Below are 14,324 nucleotides of genomic sequence, written 5' to 3' on the forward strand. Positions count from 1 at the left end.
ATCCTCCTTATGCGTTGCGCTCCACTACATTTTCATAGAACCGGTCCACTTGCGCCCGGTACTCATCAAACAGTTCCAGGCGGTCATTCGGAACATCATATTTGATGGAAATGATCTTATCAAAGATGGGATCCTCCTTCAGCACCGACATAGGCATCCCCATGGAAATCAGTGTTTTTGACTTCTTATAGAGATATAAAATGATCTCCATCATCTTAAACTGTTTCTTAAGCGGAACAGAGGTGTCGTCCTTGTGAAATGCATTCTGCTGCAGAAAGCCAAGACGGATCACCCTTGCGATCTCCAGCACCAGCTTCTGATCGTCGGGCAGCACGTCGGAGCCGATCAGCTTTACAATCTCCATCAGGCTGCTTTCCTGGGTCAGCAGGGCCATGAGGCGATTGCGGTAATCCACGAACTTCTGATCCACATTGTCCATGTACCAGGACGACAGGTCGTTTATATACTCTGAGTAGCTGGTGAGCCAGTGAATGGCCGGGAAATGTCTGGCATAGGAAAGGTTCTTGTCCAGTCCCCAGAAGCAGCGAACGAAACGCTTGGTATTCTGGGTCACAGGTTCGGAGAAATCGCCTCCCTGAGGAGAAACGGCTCCTATGATGGTCACAGAACCGTCTGTGCCGTTTAAGTTGCGCATCATGCCCGCCCGTTCATAAAAAGCCGACAAACGAGAGGCCAGATAGGCCGGAAACCCTTCCTCGGCAGGCATCTCCTCCAGACGGCCGGAAAGCTCTCGCAGCGCCTCGGCCCATCGGGAGGTGGAATCCGCCATAATAGCCACGTGATAGCCCATATCCCTGTAATACTCCGCCAGAGTCAGCCCGGCGTACAGGCTGGCCTCCCGGGCCGCTACCGGCATATTGGATGTGTTGGCGATCAGAGTAGTCCGGTCCATCAGCGGATTGCCGCTCTTTGGGTCGATCAGTTCTGAAAACTCCTCCAGCACCTGGGTCATCTCATTTCCGCGCTCCCCGCAGCCGATATAGATGATCACATCCGCGTCAGACCACTTGGCAATCTGGTGCTGGGTCATGGTCTTTCCTGTTCCGAAACCGCCTGGAATGGCCGCTGTGCCTCCCTTTGCCAGCGGGAACATGGTATCCAGAATCCGCTGGCCCGTGATCAGGGGCCTGGTGGCGGAGAACCGTCTGGCTGTAGGCCTTGGCACGCGGATGGGCCATTTCTGGGTCATGGTCAGTTCCCGTTCGGAGCCGTCCATCAGCTGCAGCCGAACCAGCATTTCATTGATGGTATACTGGCCGTCAGAAACCACCTCTGTCACATAGCCCTCCATGTCCGGCGGCACCATGACCTTATGGACAATGGCCCGTGTCTCCGGCACCTCTGCGATAATGGTTCCCGGCATCAGGCGATCGCCCTTCTTTACAGTAATATGGGCATCCCATTTTCTGGAAGTATCCAGGGCATCCACGCTGATGCCGCGGCTGATGGAATAGCCGCTGTGCTCGGCGATCTTGCTTAAGGGCCTCTCAATGCCGTCAAATATATTGTTTAAGATACCGGGAGCCAGGGTCACGGACACAGGCGCGCCGGTGCCGGTAACAGTCTCTCCCGGCTTTAGGCCGCTGGTTTCCTCATATACCTGAATGGTTGTCTTTTCCGAGGTAAGTCCGATGACTTCGCCTACCAGATTTTCCCTGCCGACGTACACCATTTCGTTCATCTGGAATCCGGGATCTCCCTCCAGAGAAACTACAGGGCCGTTGATCCCGTAGATCACACCTGTCTTAGCCATTTACTTACCTCCCAAATCAAATGTAAAATCGTGTCTGGCCTCTTTAAGCTTTGTATCAAAGGAGCTGTCGATCAGAACGTGCTTGGCCGGAACCACTGCACGGATGCCGCCGTTAAAGGAATACTCGCTGATCTTCACCGTTACATTGTGGTGAAGGGCCAGTCTGCGGGCCTTATCCTCATCGGAAGGATCCATATAGATGATCAGAGCCTCGTCGCCCGCAAAATCCTTTGCGGCCTGAACCTGCTTTTCCAAAAGCTCCTGATACTCCCTGGTCTCCATAAAATTTGCCAGCATATCCTTTACTTCCACAAAAAGCTTATCCTTTAGCTCCTCCTGCCTGCGGCTGATCTCCCGCTTCTGATCCAGCTGGCCAATGGAAAGCTTTTTGTTCTTTTCCCGCTCCAGTTTCTCTCTCTGGGCTTCTTCCTGCATGGCGGCCCTGCGCTCTGCGTCTGCCTTATGCTCCTCAAAAGCCGCTTCCAGCGCACGGACGCAGTCATCCAGCATACGGGCGCTTTTTTCCCTTGCATCCGTCATGCAGATTTCCTGAAAATGTTTCAGTTTTTCCTCAGTTGTCATGCTCTTCACCTGCTTTCTCTATGAAAATGCGCCTGAACGTCCCTGCGGCGCGCTTTACAGCTTCAGTCCGATGGCTTCGTTCACATAAGAGGTGATAAAGTCCGGCTTGCGGCCGGTGCCATGGCGGTCCGGGATCTCCACAATCAGCGGAAGCCGTCTCTCCAGCTTCACGTTATCGATGAGTTCCGGAAATTCCCTGCCGAATTTCTCTGTCAGCAGGATAATGCCAATGTCTTTATCGGCCAGGACCTTATCAATCTCCCGTTTCAGTTCTTCCCTCTCATGGACGACCGCCCCTTCCACACCTGCCAGCCGCATACCGGTCCAGGTGTCGATGTTGTCGCTGATCAGATACATTTTCATCAGAGCTTACCAAGGATCATAAAGGAAATGATCAGTCCGTACAGACACACACCTTCGGCAAGACCGACGAAGATAAGGGATTTACCAAGAATGGAGCTGTCCTCGCTGATGGCTCCCAAAGCGGCGCTGGCTGCCGCAGATACAGCGATACCGCCGCCCAGACAGGAAAGACCTGTTGCCAGCGCTGCGGATAAATAACCCATTCCGGCCGCCGAGGAAACCGCAGCAGCCGTTTCTTTCGCCCCTTCTGCCGCGAACGCATTTCCGTCAAACATCAGCACGGCAGCAACGATCATGGTGCCGAAAAAGAGGAAAAGATTCACTGCCAGAGCAACCTTATATCGTCCTCTCGTCTTTTCTCCTATTGCAAATGCCCCAAAGGGAACTATGGTGCTTAAAATAAGCGCTGCGCTTAATGTGATCTTAACTAATAAACTCATAATGGCTTCTCCTTTTCTATTGATTTGATTCAGGCTTTCTCTGTTTTTCCATAAGGTTCAAAAGCACGCCCGCTGCCCCGGTAGAACCGGCTAAACAGTTCATAATACTCCAGACGGAGTACCTGGATGCCTACGATCAGGCCCTCCATGCCGCAGACGAACAGATTCCCGCCGATGATAACGCCCCAGTTGGGATCGCCGGCCTCTGCCCCCGCAAGCATCAGAACTACCTGCATCATGGCCGCGTGGCTCACTGCAAAGGCGCCTACCCGGACAAAGGAAAGGGTATTGGAAAAATAGCTTAAAAGCACTTCAAAGAGTTCAAAAATCCCCTGGGTAATAAACATTCCCACCCCTCCGTGAAGTTTCTCGGCCTTCTTTTCCACCATGGCGGTAAGAGGTTCCTTAAAGAACATCACAGCCAGCGGGATCAGGAACATAACCACCAGCACTGCCGTAGCCGGAAGAGGGTTCCCGCTCATATACAGCACAATCACAGAAGCAAGAGCGGCGTAAAATACCAGGCCGGCCGCGCCGTTGGTGTCAAACCATATTTTTTCCGTATCATGGGCCCTTACGCTGTTGATAATGTTAAGGATCATACACAGCAGGATGATTCCCATGCCAATGGCAATCGCCGCCACAAACACCGTATTCAGCCGGCCGATAAACGGCAGATCCGTCATCGCCTCCTGGGGGCGGAGCCACAGGGCGTCTATGATATCCTCAAAGCCGAAGATACTTCCAAACAACAGGCCGAAGATAACAGAGAAGAAACCGCAGCAGGATATAATGCCCGCCAGCCGGACTTTTTTAAGACGATACAGCAAAAATCCGCCGATCAGAAGGCAAAGGCCCTGTCCCGCATCTCCGAACATAAAGCCAAAGAGAACAGAATAGGTAATTCCAATCAGAACCGTGGGGTCGATTTCATTGTAGGAGGGAAGGCCGTACATCTCCACATACATCTCAAAAGGCTTAAAAAGCCCCGGATTTTTCATCTTCGTAGGCGGCGTGCTTGTAATATTCCCCCGGTTGTCCTCCAAGATACAGAACGTATCCGCATCCTCCTCGATTTCTTTTCGGAAGGCCCTGGCATCTCTTTCCGTCATCCATCCGCAGAGGATATAGAAGTTGTTGGAGGCGTGCATGGTGCAGGCCGCCAGCTTGCGCACATCAAAATTGACTCCGAAACGCTCCAGACGGATCCAGGCCCCTGTAAGCTCCTCTTTCTTCTCCTCCAGAATCGTTTTTACCGTTTCCTGGGCCTCCCGTTCCTGGGCCTCTAAAGCCTGGATCCGGTCCGCCAGCACGTGCTCTGCCTCTAAGGGCGTACCTTCGTACTCGTCGGGCAGAAACACACGCTCAAAGTGCATGGAGGCATAGATGGCGTCGATTTTTTCAGACAGCTTATCCGGCACAAAATACACGATCCAGACATACTCCGGATCCTCCAGGCACTTAAACATCACCGTATCAATGGTATCGTACACATAGTTATTGATCTTGTCATAATATTCCCTGGTAACACGGCCAAAACGGAATTTAATGAACTTAAAGCCCAGGATCTCCCGCAGACTGTAATTTAACTCCGTAAACGGGGCCACCCGATCCTTGGACTGCTTTAATGCCTGGATCTGAACCGCCAGTTCTTCCCTTTTTTTGGTCAGTTCTTTTAATTCTTCATTCAGCTGCTCCACAAAGGAGGCCGCTTCCTTAATTCCAGGAAGGGATTCTCCCCGGTTTGCAGGAATCTTCGGCAGCGTTCCGCTGAAACGCTCCATCAGATTTCTGGCTGAGGCCAGCTGCTCCTTATAGGGATTAGCCTCAATATATGGTCTCAAGTTTTTTACCGTTTTCAGCTCGGAAAGGGCATTTTCCAAGTGGATTTCATAGCGGGACAGGTATGTGTCCACTACCCGGTCAATGTCCTCTCTGGGGCCGGTAATACTCAAGAATTTCATCTTTTCGATCACGTCGTAAAACCCCCTTTATGCGTTCGCCGCCACTCCGTAGCGAATCCGCTCGATGATAGTGATGATCTTCTCGATCTCCCGTTCCTTAAAATAAAGATAAGAATTGAGTGCAGCCGCAGAATAAGGCTCCTTACGGCTGGTCAGCTCATAAATCCTGTCCACGATCTCCCTGGCAGGGCCTTCCAGACTCTGTCCGTTTTCCAGACTGCCCATGTCAAGGCGTCCGTACCAGCTGTTTCGTATCACGGCATAAACCTGCTCCAGTTCCTCTGCCTGAGCCATGGCCTGGATCTCCTTCTTTTTCAGATGAAGGCTGATAGGGATAATCAATGCATAGATGTCTCCCTCCGGCAGGTGATAATACTTCTTGGCGCGGCAGATCCACTGAAGGTTCAGCATATCCATCCTCGTTCCAAAGCACTGGGTCAGATCCTTTCTTTCATGGCCGGAGAGATATTTGTCCTTGATCCTCCACACCGTCTTAAAATACAGCATATCCACCGCAGTCTCACAGGCAGGAAGGGTAGCGTTTCCCTGCTGGCGCAGTGCATAAAGAGGCCCGTAGTAAATGCTGCCCTTAATGCCCGCAATCACCTCGTCAATGGAACGGCACTGCGAAAGCTGCACCAGATCCAGAGAGGAGTGGCGGTCAAAGAACTCCTTAAAGCCCGACAGATCCTGGGCAGCCTCACGCCTTCCGGCTCCATTGCGCAGGCAGGTCTTTAAGATACCAATCTCATAGTGCATGAAATACAGATCCAGAAACCGCCTCTGCTTGATGTTGGCAAATTGATACAGCCGGGCAAAATCCCTGTACTGTGCCAGGTTGAGCAGCTGCTCAATCCTTCCCCGGTGCAGTTCCTTATCTTCCACGCCGGAAAAGATCTCCTCATAGGGAGGAATGGAGCGCAGAAAACGCACCGCCTCCGGCACACTCTCCAGAGCCGCCATGGCCTCAAACTGCTCCGGCCGGATGCGCCACCGCTCCATGGCCCTTACCTTCGTGGAAATGCCGCTGTAACTGATCAGGCTTCCCATAGGCTTACTCCTTTATCATATTCTGGAAGAGTGTCTGCGCATACGCTTTATGATGTTTTTCATAGGTCTCCTCCAGCCGGGCGATGGCCGCTTTGGCGTCTGAGGCCTGTTTGTCAAGCTCCTCCTGCATCTCCCGCTCCATCTGTTCCTGAATCTGCGAAATGCGCTCTGCGGTCTTTCGCTCCAGCTCCTGATCAAAAGCCGCCGTTTTCTCTTCCATTTCCTTTGCCAGAGCCTTTTTTCTGACTCCCGCATCGTCCATGACAGAGCCGGCGGCCTTTTCAATATCCGATAATCGGTCGATCACTGTATCCATGCCTTGCTCCTCCTTTTCCCGGATCTTTCCTGAAAAAGTCCGTTTCATATCCCATTATGATACTACTTTTTTTCAAAAATACCAGTGGCATTTTGTAAAATAAATATATTTTTAACAATAAATTTTAAGTGTATGCAGAACAAAAAAGAGATGGATCCGCGTTTTTGCCAAACTCCACCCCGTATTTTTGTGCATTATGTTCAATATTATGTACATATCAGGCATACTGCAGGCCATATGCTTTGTCTTCGTTTTTGATTTATTCTGCAAGCAGGGCGCAGATGAACAAACGTCATCTGCGCCCTCAAAAGCATCTATATTCAGTATTTCTCATCCCCCGGATCGTATCCCGGCTCTTTAAAATCATTTTCCGGAGCGAAAAGATGATCTGCTGCATTTCCCGAATCTGACGGATTCGCCGCAAGACGGAACTGTCTCGCCAGATCATTGAGCACGCCTGCCTGGCCGGAAAGTTCTTCACTGGCCGCCGCACTTTCTTCGCTGGTTGCAGAATTCATCTGGACAACCGAGGAAATCTGATCCACCCCGGCCGTAATCTCCCGGATCGCGTCTGCCTGCTCTCTGGATGCACTGGAAATTTCCCCAATGGTTTCTACCACTTCCTGCACCTTTCGGGCCAGTTCCTCAAAAGCAGTATTTGTCTTTTCTGCAATTTTTTCTCCATGAGAAACCGCGGTAAGCGCGCTTTCAATAAGTTCTGTAGTTCCTTTTGCTGCCTCAGAGGACTTTCCTGCAAGATTTCTCACCTCATCCGCAACCACTGCAAATCCCTTTCCTGCAGATCCGGCTCTTGCAGCCTCTACCGCCGCATTGAGCGCAAGAATATTGGTCTGAAATGCAATATCATCAATCACCTTAATAACCTTTTTTATATCTTCCGCGTTTGTGGAAATTTCACGCATGGCTGAGATCATCTCATTCATATCCTTCAACGTGTACTGTGCCACCTTTCCAGAATCGGCTGCAAGCGCATTGGCCTTTTCTGCATTTTCTGAATTGGCCTGTACCTGGCCGGAAACCTCCGAAATCGCGTCAGACAATTCCTCTACGCTGTTGGCCTGTTCTGTTGCCCCCTGAGCCAGAGCCTGCGCTCCGCTGGAAACCTGATCTGCTCCCGCGCTGATCTGGTTTGCAGACTCCTGGATGGAACGCATCGATTCATTTAAGTTTGCTGTTAATGTTTGAATAGAAACGGCAATTTCCCGCATCTGTCCCGGAAACTCTACCGATACTCCGGTTGTAAGGTCACCTTTGCTCAATGCGCCCAGCACAGCCGATATATCAGAAATGATGACTTTCAGCGCTGAAAAACTGTTCTGCATATTTTTACAGGTTTTTCCAAACTCATCTTTACTGTCATAAGTGATCTGAACATCAAAATCACCGCGGGAAAGGGAATTAGTAGCGTTCTCAATCTCCGCAAGGGGAGCCGTAATCCCCTTTACCAGTTTTTTTATAACGATCACGCTGACAACCAGCGCAATCACAATAAGACCTACTGTCACAGCCAGCGTTTTATAATATGTAACTGCCGCTTTTTTTGTCTGAGCCTCCGCCAGGCTGATCTGTTCGTTTCCAATATCAGACAGCAGCTGCGCCTGATCATCCAGCAGCGGTTTAAATTCATTCTCAAACAGGGCATATGCCTCCGTATTGCCGGTTTCTGTTCCCTGTGACAGCAGATTCATAAACTTCTGTCTTGGGGCGGCTTCTTCTTCAAAAAGCTTCTCCAGCTGATCTACCTTACTTTTATCTACGCGGTAGTTTTTCTTATATTCTTCCAAAAGGGACGTATTTTTGTCAACTTCCTGCTGTGCCATATCCAGATTGTTTTTTATACTGCCCAGATCGCTCTCAGCAAACGCCATCAGTTCATATCTCTGTTCGGAGATGAGATTCCTTCTCATTTCCCAAACATAGTTGGTATTGGCGAGCGTCTTTTTGATAAGAGTATTATTCTCCCTGTTTAATGCTCTCAGTCCGATAACGGATGAGAGCGAGACGCCCAGCATCAGAAATATCAGTATACCAAATCCAAGCAGCAATTTACTTTTGACTTTCAAATTCTTCATCTTGTGTACTCTCCTTTTTCTTTTTGTTTGCTTTTCAGATGAGGCAGTGAATACAAGAGCATATCCTGGAAAATAATTGCTCCCATTCACATTTTACCATGGCATTATATACACTTTACTTTGATAACGCAAGAGAATTTTTAATCAATTTTAGCAGCATTCTGTTTTTTTATCTCTTTTCATACAATATTTGGAAATTTTATTGTTTTTTATACAAAGGGGACAACTAAAATAACCGCCAGACAACGGGTTCTCCATTGTCCGACGGTTATTGACAGTTTTACTGAGCCTGGCTGCTCTGGGCCTGCGTCTCTTCCCCATGTTCCGTTTCCGGGGCGCTTTCTGTTTCCGGCGTCTTTTTTTCGATATACTTGCTGGAAACGTAGGCTTCCTGGCCGTCATAATTTATGACGGTCCAGTCATTGTTGTAGCGTTTTACATAATTCACTTCCGCTCCATGGGCCAGCTGAACCAGGATGCGGCTGCTGGTAGACGGCTCTGTGCGGACGTTCACACTGTTTCCGGCGACCACATAAACATCAGCCTCCGGCTCAGTCTCCGGTTCGGTCTCCACAGCACTCTCGGATTCTGTTTCAGAAGCGCTCTCCGTCATCGCTTCAGACGTGGTTACGCTCTCGGTGGAAACCACGGTATTCTTTGTATCGTCCTGAGCCGGGCGCATCATGCGGATCACCACAATAAGGAAAATTACCACCAGAACAGGAATCAAAAGACGCCATAAATAAAATAACGGCGACACCCTCCTGCGCTTTCTCCGGTGGACATTTCCGCCTCTCTGGCCGGAACCGGAACGGCCTGCCTGACCTCTCTGGCCCTGGCCGGTATGACGGCTGCCTGTGCGGCTGCCCGAAACCTGATTCCTTGGAGCCCTTCTCTGAGCCATCCGTTCTTCTCCTCTTGCAAAGGCCCGCTCCTGACTGCTCCTGGAAACAGGAGGTCTCTGGCTGCGCCCCCCTCTGGGCGCATTTACATCATGGGAAAATGCGTGGACCTCCTGGGTCAGCAACTGATAGGCCTGATCGGCATTATAAGCCGTATTGTCATTTTCATGAACCGCCTTATTGCCCAGAATACGGATTGTATGGTAATTATCCTTGGTCTGCTTATCGATCCATCCTCCCTCATAGAGCTGGTCGATGGTGTCTGATAAATCTCCCTCTACCAGGCAGGCCCTCTCTGCCATACAGCGCACCATGCACTCTAAGGTCTGTCTCGCTTTTACCATCACAAGATTGTAATTTTTATTAACGATCAAACGTTCTGCCTCTCTGACCCCCTGCTGGATCTGCTGCCAGCTGGTGGTATGCTCCAGATTTGACATATGCCTTCCTCCTTCGTGTAAGCGGATTTCCGCAAAAACTTTCTGTGACCATATTATACCTTACTTTACTTGAAATTGCACTAGGAATCGGAAGGATTTTAACGTTGGATTCAGTTCAGATCCGGGCCGCCTCAGGAAAGCACTCTCTCAATGCAAAGGCTATTCCATCCTCATCATTGGCTTTTGTGACATAAGGAGCTGCGGCCCGAACGCCCTCAGGAGCATTTGCCATGGCATATCCGCGGCCGGCGGCGCACAGCATATCCAGATCATTATAGCCGTCTCCAAAAGCAACCGCCTGCCGGCAGTCTATCCCCAGATGACGGCAGACTGCCTCCATCCCCTGTGCCTTTCCCACGCCTGCTTTCATAACCTCAAGATAATTAGGGGAAGAGCAGGCGGCATTTATCTGGGGCATATGCTCCTTCAGCCAGAGACTGGCGGCGTGGATCTCCTTCGGATCGCCCATGTACAGAAGCTTGTGGACTCCCGTGTTCTCAAAAATACCTGAATCTGCTGCCTGCTCTACGGCCTTTGTGCCGGTTATGCGCTCATCATGGGCAACACGCTCGTCCTGACGGCAGTCTACCGCCCAGATATCGCCGCCATAAACGCTGCAGCACAGCCCGGGAAAACGATTTTCCATTTCCCTTTTAACAGGCAGAGCCAGGGAAAGGGGCATAGAACAGCTATAGATCGTCCTTCCCTCCTCATCCAAAACCAGCGCCCCTCCGTAGCACACCATAGGGCCTCCCGTTCCCAGCTCCTGCCTGATATGAGTCATGGCCGAAGCCATACGGGCTGACACCAGCACAAACGGCACGCCGCCGCGGTACAGACGTCTGATCTCCCGCTTTGCTGAATCCGGAACCTGATTGCTGCTGTTTAAGAGCGTACCGTCAATGTCGCTGAATACAATGCGATATGTTTCTCTATTCATTTTTCTTCCTCCCGTTCTTTTGCTCATTGGATGCCTGCAAACGCCTATTCCTTCAAAAACGCCATCATTTCCCGCTGCAGTTTTAAAAGCCCGCTGTCCATGGAGGCTTCCCCCAAAAGGATCCGTTCCACCTCGCTGTCGGCGCGTTTCATGGCTTCAGGATATTTTCCAAAATGAGGGGCTGCCACTGCTTCCCCCATGACCTGGTCTAAAATTTCAAAATCCATCTGGCCCTGTTCCCTACCGCCTTTAGTCAGAAGGGCAGTTTTTACCACCGGCACTCCCTGAGAATCCTCCAAAAGCTGCCTCTGCGTCTCTCCCTCATAGCAGAGCTCTTTTAAAAATTCCCATGCCAGTTCCTTCCGGCTGCTGCGGCTTCCAATCCCCATCAAAAGGGTATCCAGTTCTGTCCGGCTCTCTCCCTCCTGCCCCGAAGGCATTTTCACACAATCCCATTCAAAGTCAGAATACTTCTTAATCCTCCAGGGATACGGCTTATACGTTCTGTATTCTGAATAGGCCAGAGGCATAAAGGCCGCTTTTCCCAGATCAAATTCTCTGGAAGTCACAAAAAATCCATGGTTTAATCCATTCAGTTCCTGGACAAAGCGCAGAGCCTCCTCTACCCGTACATCTGAAAAATAGGCATATTTTCCATCCGAATCAAAAAGGGCGGCTCCATTGGCATACACTGCATCCTGCCAACTGTAATCATAGCAGCCGAATTGATCCAGAATCCCATCCCCATCTGTATCCTTTGTGACCTGTCTGCAGATATCCAGAAATTCCTCGCTAGTCCAGTCATCCTTTGGCATATCAATTCCCTCCCTTTCCAGAAAGGTCTTGTTCACAAACATCAGAGTAGGAACGCTTTCATAAGGCAGAGCATACTGTTTCTGGGATATATTCCCATATTCGTAGGCTCCCGAATAATATGCCTGGGATGAAAAACCGCCGTCCCTTCGGATCATTCCATCCAGTTCCTGCAAAACCCCAAGGCTTGCCAGTGTATCAAATTCCCCTTTGGGAATCATAAATACATCTGGCTCCGTACCAAGAAGAACCTGCTCTGCCAGCCATTCCGGATAGGCATCCCTGCGTATGCCGCTGACGTATTCCACCTTCACCCCCGGATGCTCCTTTTCAAACCGGGCAATGGCATCATCCACGATCTGATAGCAGTTTCCTACCGGAACGTCCCAGTAGCTTTCCGCACACATCCCAAAGCGCAGAACCTGACCCTCTTCTTTGTTCCGTATGCTGCAGAACACCAGAGCCGCCATGACGGTCAGAAGCAGCGCCGAAGCTGCCGCCGAGGCTGCACCTGGAAACGCTTTCTGATCTTTACCCTTTTTCTTCATCTCCCGTCCTCCCATCTGCGGTGTTCTCAGATTTTCCCTCCCCCCAGGGAAAACCGGCCGAACCGCCCCCATGACAGCACTCATCCGAACCTTTCAGCGGCCATATTCTATAGCTGTCTGGTCGTCACTCCTGTCTGTACCGCCCAGATTGCAAGCTGAGTCCGATCCCGCAGCTCCAACTTACTTAAAATAGAGCTTAGATTATTGCGCACCGTTCCCTCAGACAGATTCAAGGCTGCGGCAATCTCTTTGTTGGATCGTCCGTAGCCCACCTGCTGGATCACTTTCCATTCCGTCTTTCCAATCTCTTCCACCATACGGCTGTCCACACGAATACCGTAATTGCTCTGAGCCATCTGCGAAAAGAGCCGCACTACCTTTACCGCCACATCGGGATTGATCATGGCCTTCCCGCTGTGAACGGTACGAATCGCCGAAGACAGCTCCGCCATGGAAACACCTTTGAGCAGATAGCCGCTGGCCCCGTATTTCAGCGCATTATATACATACTCGTCATCATCAAAGGTAGTCAGTATAATAATCTTGATCTGAGGATAATTTTCCTTAATGATCCTGGTGCAGGAAACGCCGTCCATCTCCGGCATTCTCACGTCCATCAGGATCACATCCGGCCTGCAGGCCCGCACAGAGCGGATCACCTCTCTTCCATCCGCCACTGTATCCGTGACCTCCATATCCGGGTTGGCCGACAGGACGATCTTAAGGCTTTCCCTGATCAGCTCCTGATCATCTGCAATTACAATTTTTATCTTTCCATCCATTATGAACTATACCCCTCTCCCCACCGGATCGGTATCTCCGCCCGGATCACAAATCCTGTGCGGCTGCCGTCCCAGGATAATTTTCCGCCTAACAGTTTTAACCGCTCTTCCATGTGTTTTAACCCAAAGCCCTTTTCTACCTTCTCACAGCCGCAGCCGTTGTCCTTTACCTGCACCGTCAGCCACTGATCCTTTTTCGCAATGCAGATACTGATCCGGGCAGCATGGCCGTGCCGTATGGCATTGGTGGAAGCCTCCTGTATCACCCGGTACACCGCCTCTTCCTCGTCTTCGTGAAACTTCAGAGGGCGTACCTGATTCTCAAAGGATATGTTCACCCCGGAGGCGGAGGCCATATTCTCCAGCATCGTCCGCAGCGCCTCCTCCAGCGGAAGCTTTTCCAGAGCATCCGGCCGCAGCTTGCTCACGGACCGGCGCACATCGGTAATGCCCTGGCGAGCTACAGTTCCAACCTTTTCCAGCTGGCTTCGGGTGGCCTCTGGAGAATAATCCAGCATGGTAATGCAGGCATCGATTCCGGCCACGATCCCGGTCAGAGCATGGCCCAGCGTGTCATGAATCTCTCTTGCCAGGCGGTTGCGCTCTCTGGTTTCTGCATTGCGCTCTGCCTCCATGGCATAGTTTCTTAACTGTTCATTGGCCGATTCCAGCTGTTCATATAGAAGCTGGATCCTGGCCCTTTCCCTGTATTCTCCCTGGATCAGAATAGTCATATATAAAATGAACATGGCCAGATTAACAGAAGTAATCAGGCTGCGAAGCCCCCGAAGCCAGATCTGGGCGCTGCTCTGGTAACAGCTTAAGAAAGCGTCCCAGGACACCATTCCCAGCCATCTTCCTGCAAGATTATAATTGAGCACTGTATACAGCGCCACTACTGCAATCCCCAGAATCAGTTTCTGGCGGCTGCCCTTCTGGCCCCGAATCAGATCAGCCACTACTAAAAGCACCAGTCCATCATAATTCATTCCCATAGCTGCCGTGGCAGCCACACAGGCCGCCGTCTCTCCTGCCAACAGCCAGGTTCTTAATGCACCCGGCCGTTCCTCCCGCTGCTGAAGCAGCGTGCTCAAAAACACCAGAAAGAGATACGCGCAGACAGCCGTCAGCAGAATGGTTTCCGGACGCCAGGGCCTGGCCTGAATCATTTCCAGAAAGCTCAGGGCATCCATGGAACGGACGATCGCCTTCAGGCTAAAGCTCATGATGCCTGCCACCAGACATACCGCGGCCAGGTTTAACATATACATGGCTATCTGCAGTCCGCTCACTGCTTTTTCCCTGTTCATATTCAAT

At 50.9% G+C, this 14,324-nt stretch carries 13 protein-coding genes; all 13 read right to left on the reverse strand.

Annotated features, from left to right (window positions below):
- Positions 1–7: 7 nt before the first annotated feature.
- The 13 genes from HW447_RS13800 to HW447_RS18030 all read right to left on the reverse strand — a co-directional run bounded on the left by HW447_RS13800 (position 8) and on the right by HW447_RS18030 (position 14,317).
- The gene (locus HW447_RS13800) at positions 8–1,774 is read right to left on the reverse strand and encodes a V-type ATP synthase subunit A (protein ID WP_176255719.1); all 1,767 of its coding nucleotides are present in this window, start codon (positions 1,772–1,774) and stop codon (positions 8–10) included.
- Positions 1,775–2,356, reverse strand: a complete 582-nt coding sequence (locus HW447_RS13805) for a V-type ATP synthase subunit E (protein ID WP_176255720.1) — start codon at positions 2,354–2,356, stop codon at positions 1,775–1,777.
- 54 nt (positions 2,357–2,410) lie between these two features.
- On the reverse strand, positions 2,411–2,719 hold the full coding sequence (locus HW447_RS13810) for a V-type ATP synthase subunit F (RefSeq protein WP_176255721.1): 309 nt from the start codon (positions 2,717–2,719) through the stop codon (positions 2,411–2,413).
- Positions 2,719–3,159, reverse strand: a complete 441-nt coding sequence (locus HW447_RS13815) for an ATP synthase subunit C (protein WP_176255722.1) — start codon at positions 3,157–3,159, stop codon at positions 2,719–2,721. Before HW447_RS13815 ends, HW447_RS13810 begins: the two co-directional genes overlap by 1 nt.
- A gap of 29 nt (positions 3,160–3,188) precedes the next feature.
- Positions 3,189–5,135 (reverse strand): V-type ATP synthase subunit I, encoded by a 1,947-nt coding sequence (locus HW447_RS13820; protein WP_176255723.1) that lies wholly within the window; start codon positions 5,133–5,135, stop codon positions 3,189–3,191.
- A 15-nt stretch (positions 5,136–5,150) separates the two neighbouring features.
- The gene (locus tag HW447_RS13825; protein WP_176255724.1) at positions 5,151–6,173 is read right to left on the reverse strand and encodes a V0D/AC39 family V-type ATPase subunit; all 1,023 of its coding nucleotides are present in this window, start codon (positions 6,171–6,173) and stop codon (positions 5,151–5,153) included.
- A gap of 4 nt (positions 6,174–6,177) precedes the next feature.
- Entirely contained in the window at positions 6,178–6,489 is a 312-nt protein-coding gene (locus HW447_RS13830; protein WP_176255725.1) for an ATPase, read from the reverse strand.
- A gap of 320 nt (positions 6,490–6,809) precedes the next feature.
- Positions 6,810–8,582 carry a methyl-accepting chemotaxis protein gene (locus tag HW447_RS13835; protein ID WP_176255726.1) on the reverse strand — a complete coding sequence of 591 codons (1,773 nt, stop codon included), beginning with the start codon at positions 8,580–8,582 and terminating at the stop codon, positions 6,810–6,812.
- Positions 8,583–8,862: 280 nt separating this feature from the next.
- A complete protein-coding gene (locus tag HW447_RS13840; RefSeq protein WP_176255727.1) occupies positions 8,863–9,924 on the reverse strand; it encodes an SH3 domain-containing protein in 1,062 nt (353 codons plus the stop codon).
- 115 nt (positions 9,925–10,039) lie between these two features.
- Positions 10,040–10,864 (reverse strand): Cof-type HAD-IIB family hydrolase, encoded by an 825-nt coding sequence (locus HW447_RS13845; protein WP_176255728.1) that lies wholly within the window; start codon positions 10,862–10,864, stop codon positions 10,040–10,042.
- A gap of 44 nt (positions 10,865–10,908) precedes the next feature.
- Positions 10,909–12,225 (reverse strand): ABC transporter substrate-binding protein, encoded by a 1,317-nt coding sequence (locus tag HW447_RS13850; protein ID WP_176255729.1) that lies wholly within the window; start codon positions 12,223–12,225, stop codon positions 10,909–10,911.
- A 107-nt stretch (positions 12,226–12,332) separates the two neighbouring features.
- Complete coding sequence (locus HW447_RS13855) at positions 12,333–13,007, reverse strand: response regulator transcription factor (protein WP_176255730.1); 675 nt, start codon at positions 13,005–13,007, stop codon at positions 12,333–12,335.
- Positions 13,007–14,317, reverse strand: coding sequence for a sensor histidine kinase (locus tag HW447_RS18030; protein ID WP_176255731.1), 1,311 nt, complete (start codon positions 14,315–14,317; stop codon positions 13,007–13,009). Before HW447_RS18030 ends, HW447_RS13855 begins: the two co-directional genes overlap by 1 nt.
- Between the last annotated feature and the right edge of the window lie 7 nt (positions 14,318–14,324).

Origin of the sequence: Enterocloster alcoholdehydrogenati, from assembly GCF_013282095.1 — a bacterium.
Taxonomy (GTDB): domain Bacteria; phylum Bacillota; class Clostridia; order Lachnospirales; family Lachnospiraceae; genus Enterocloster; species Enterocloster alcoholdehydrogenati.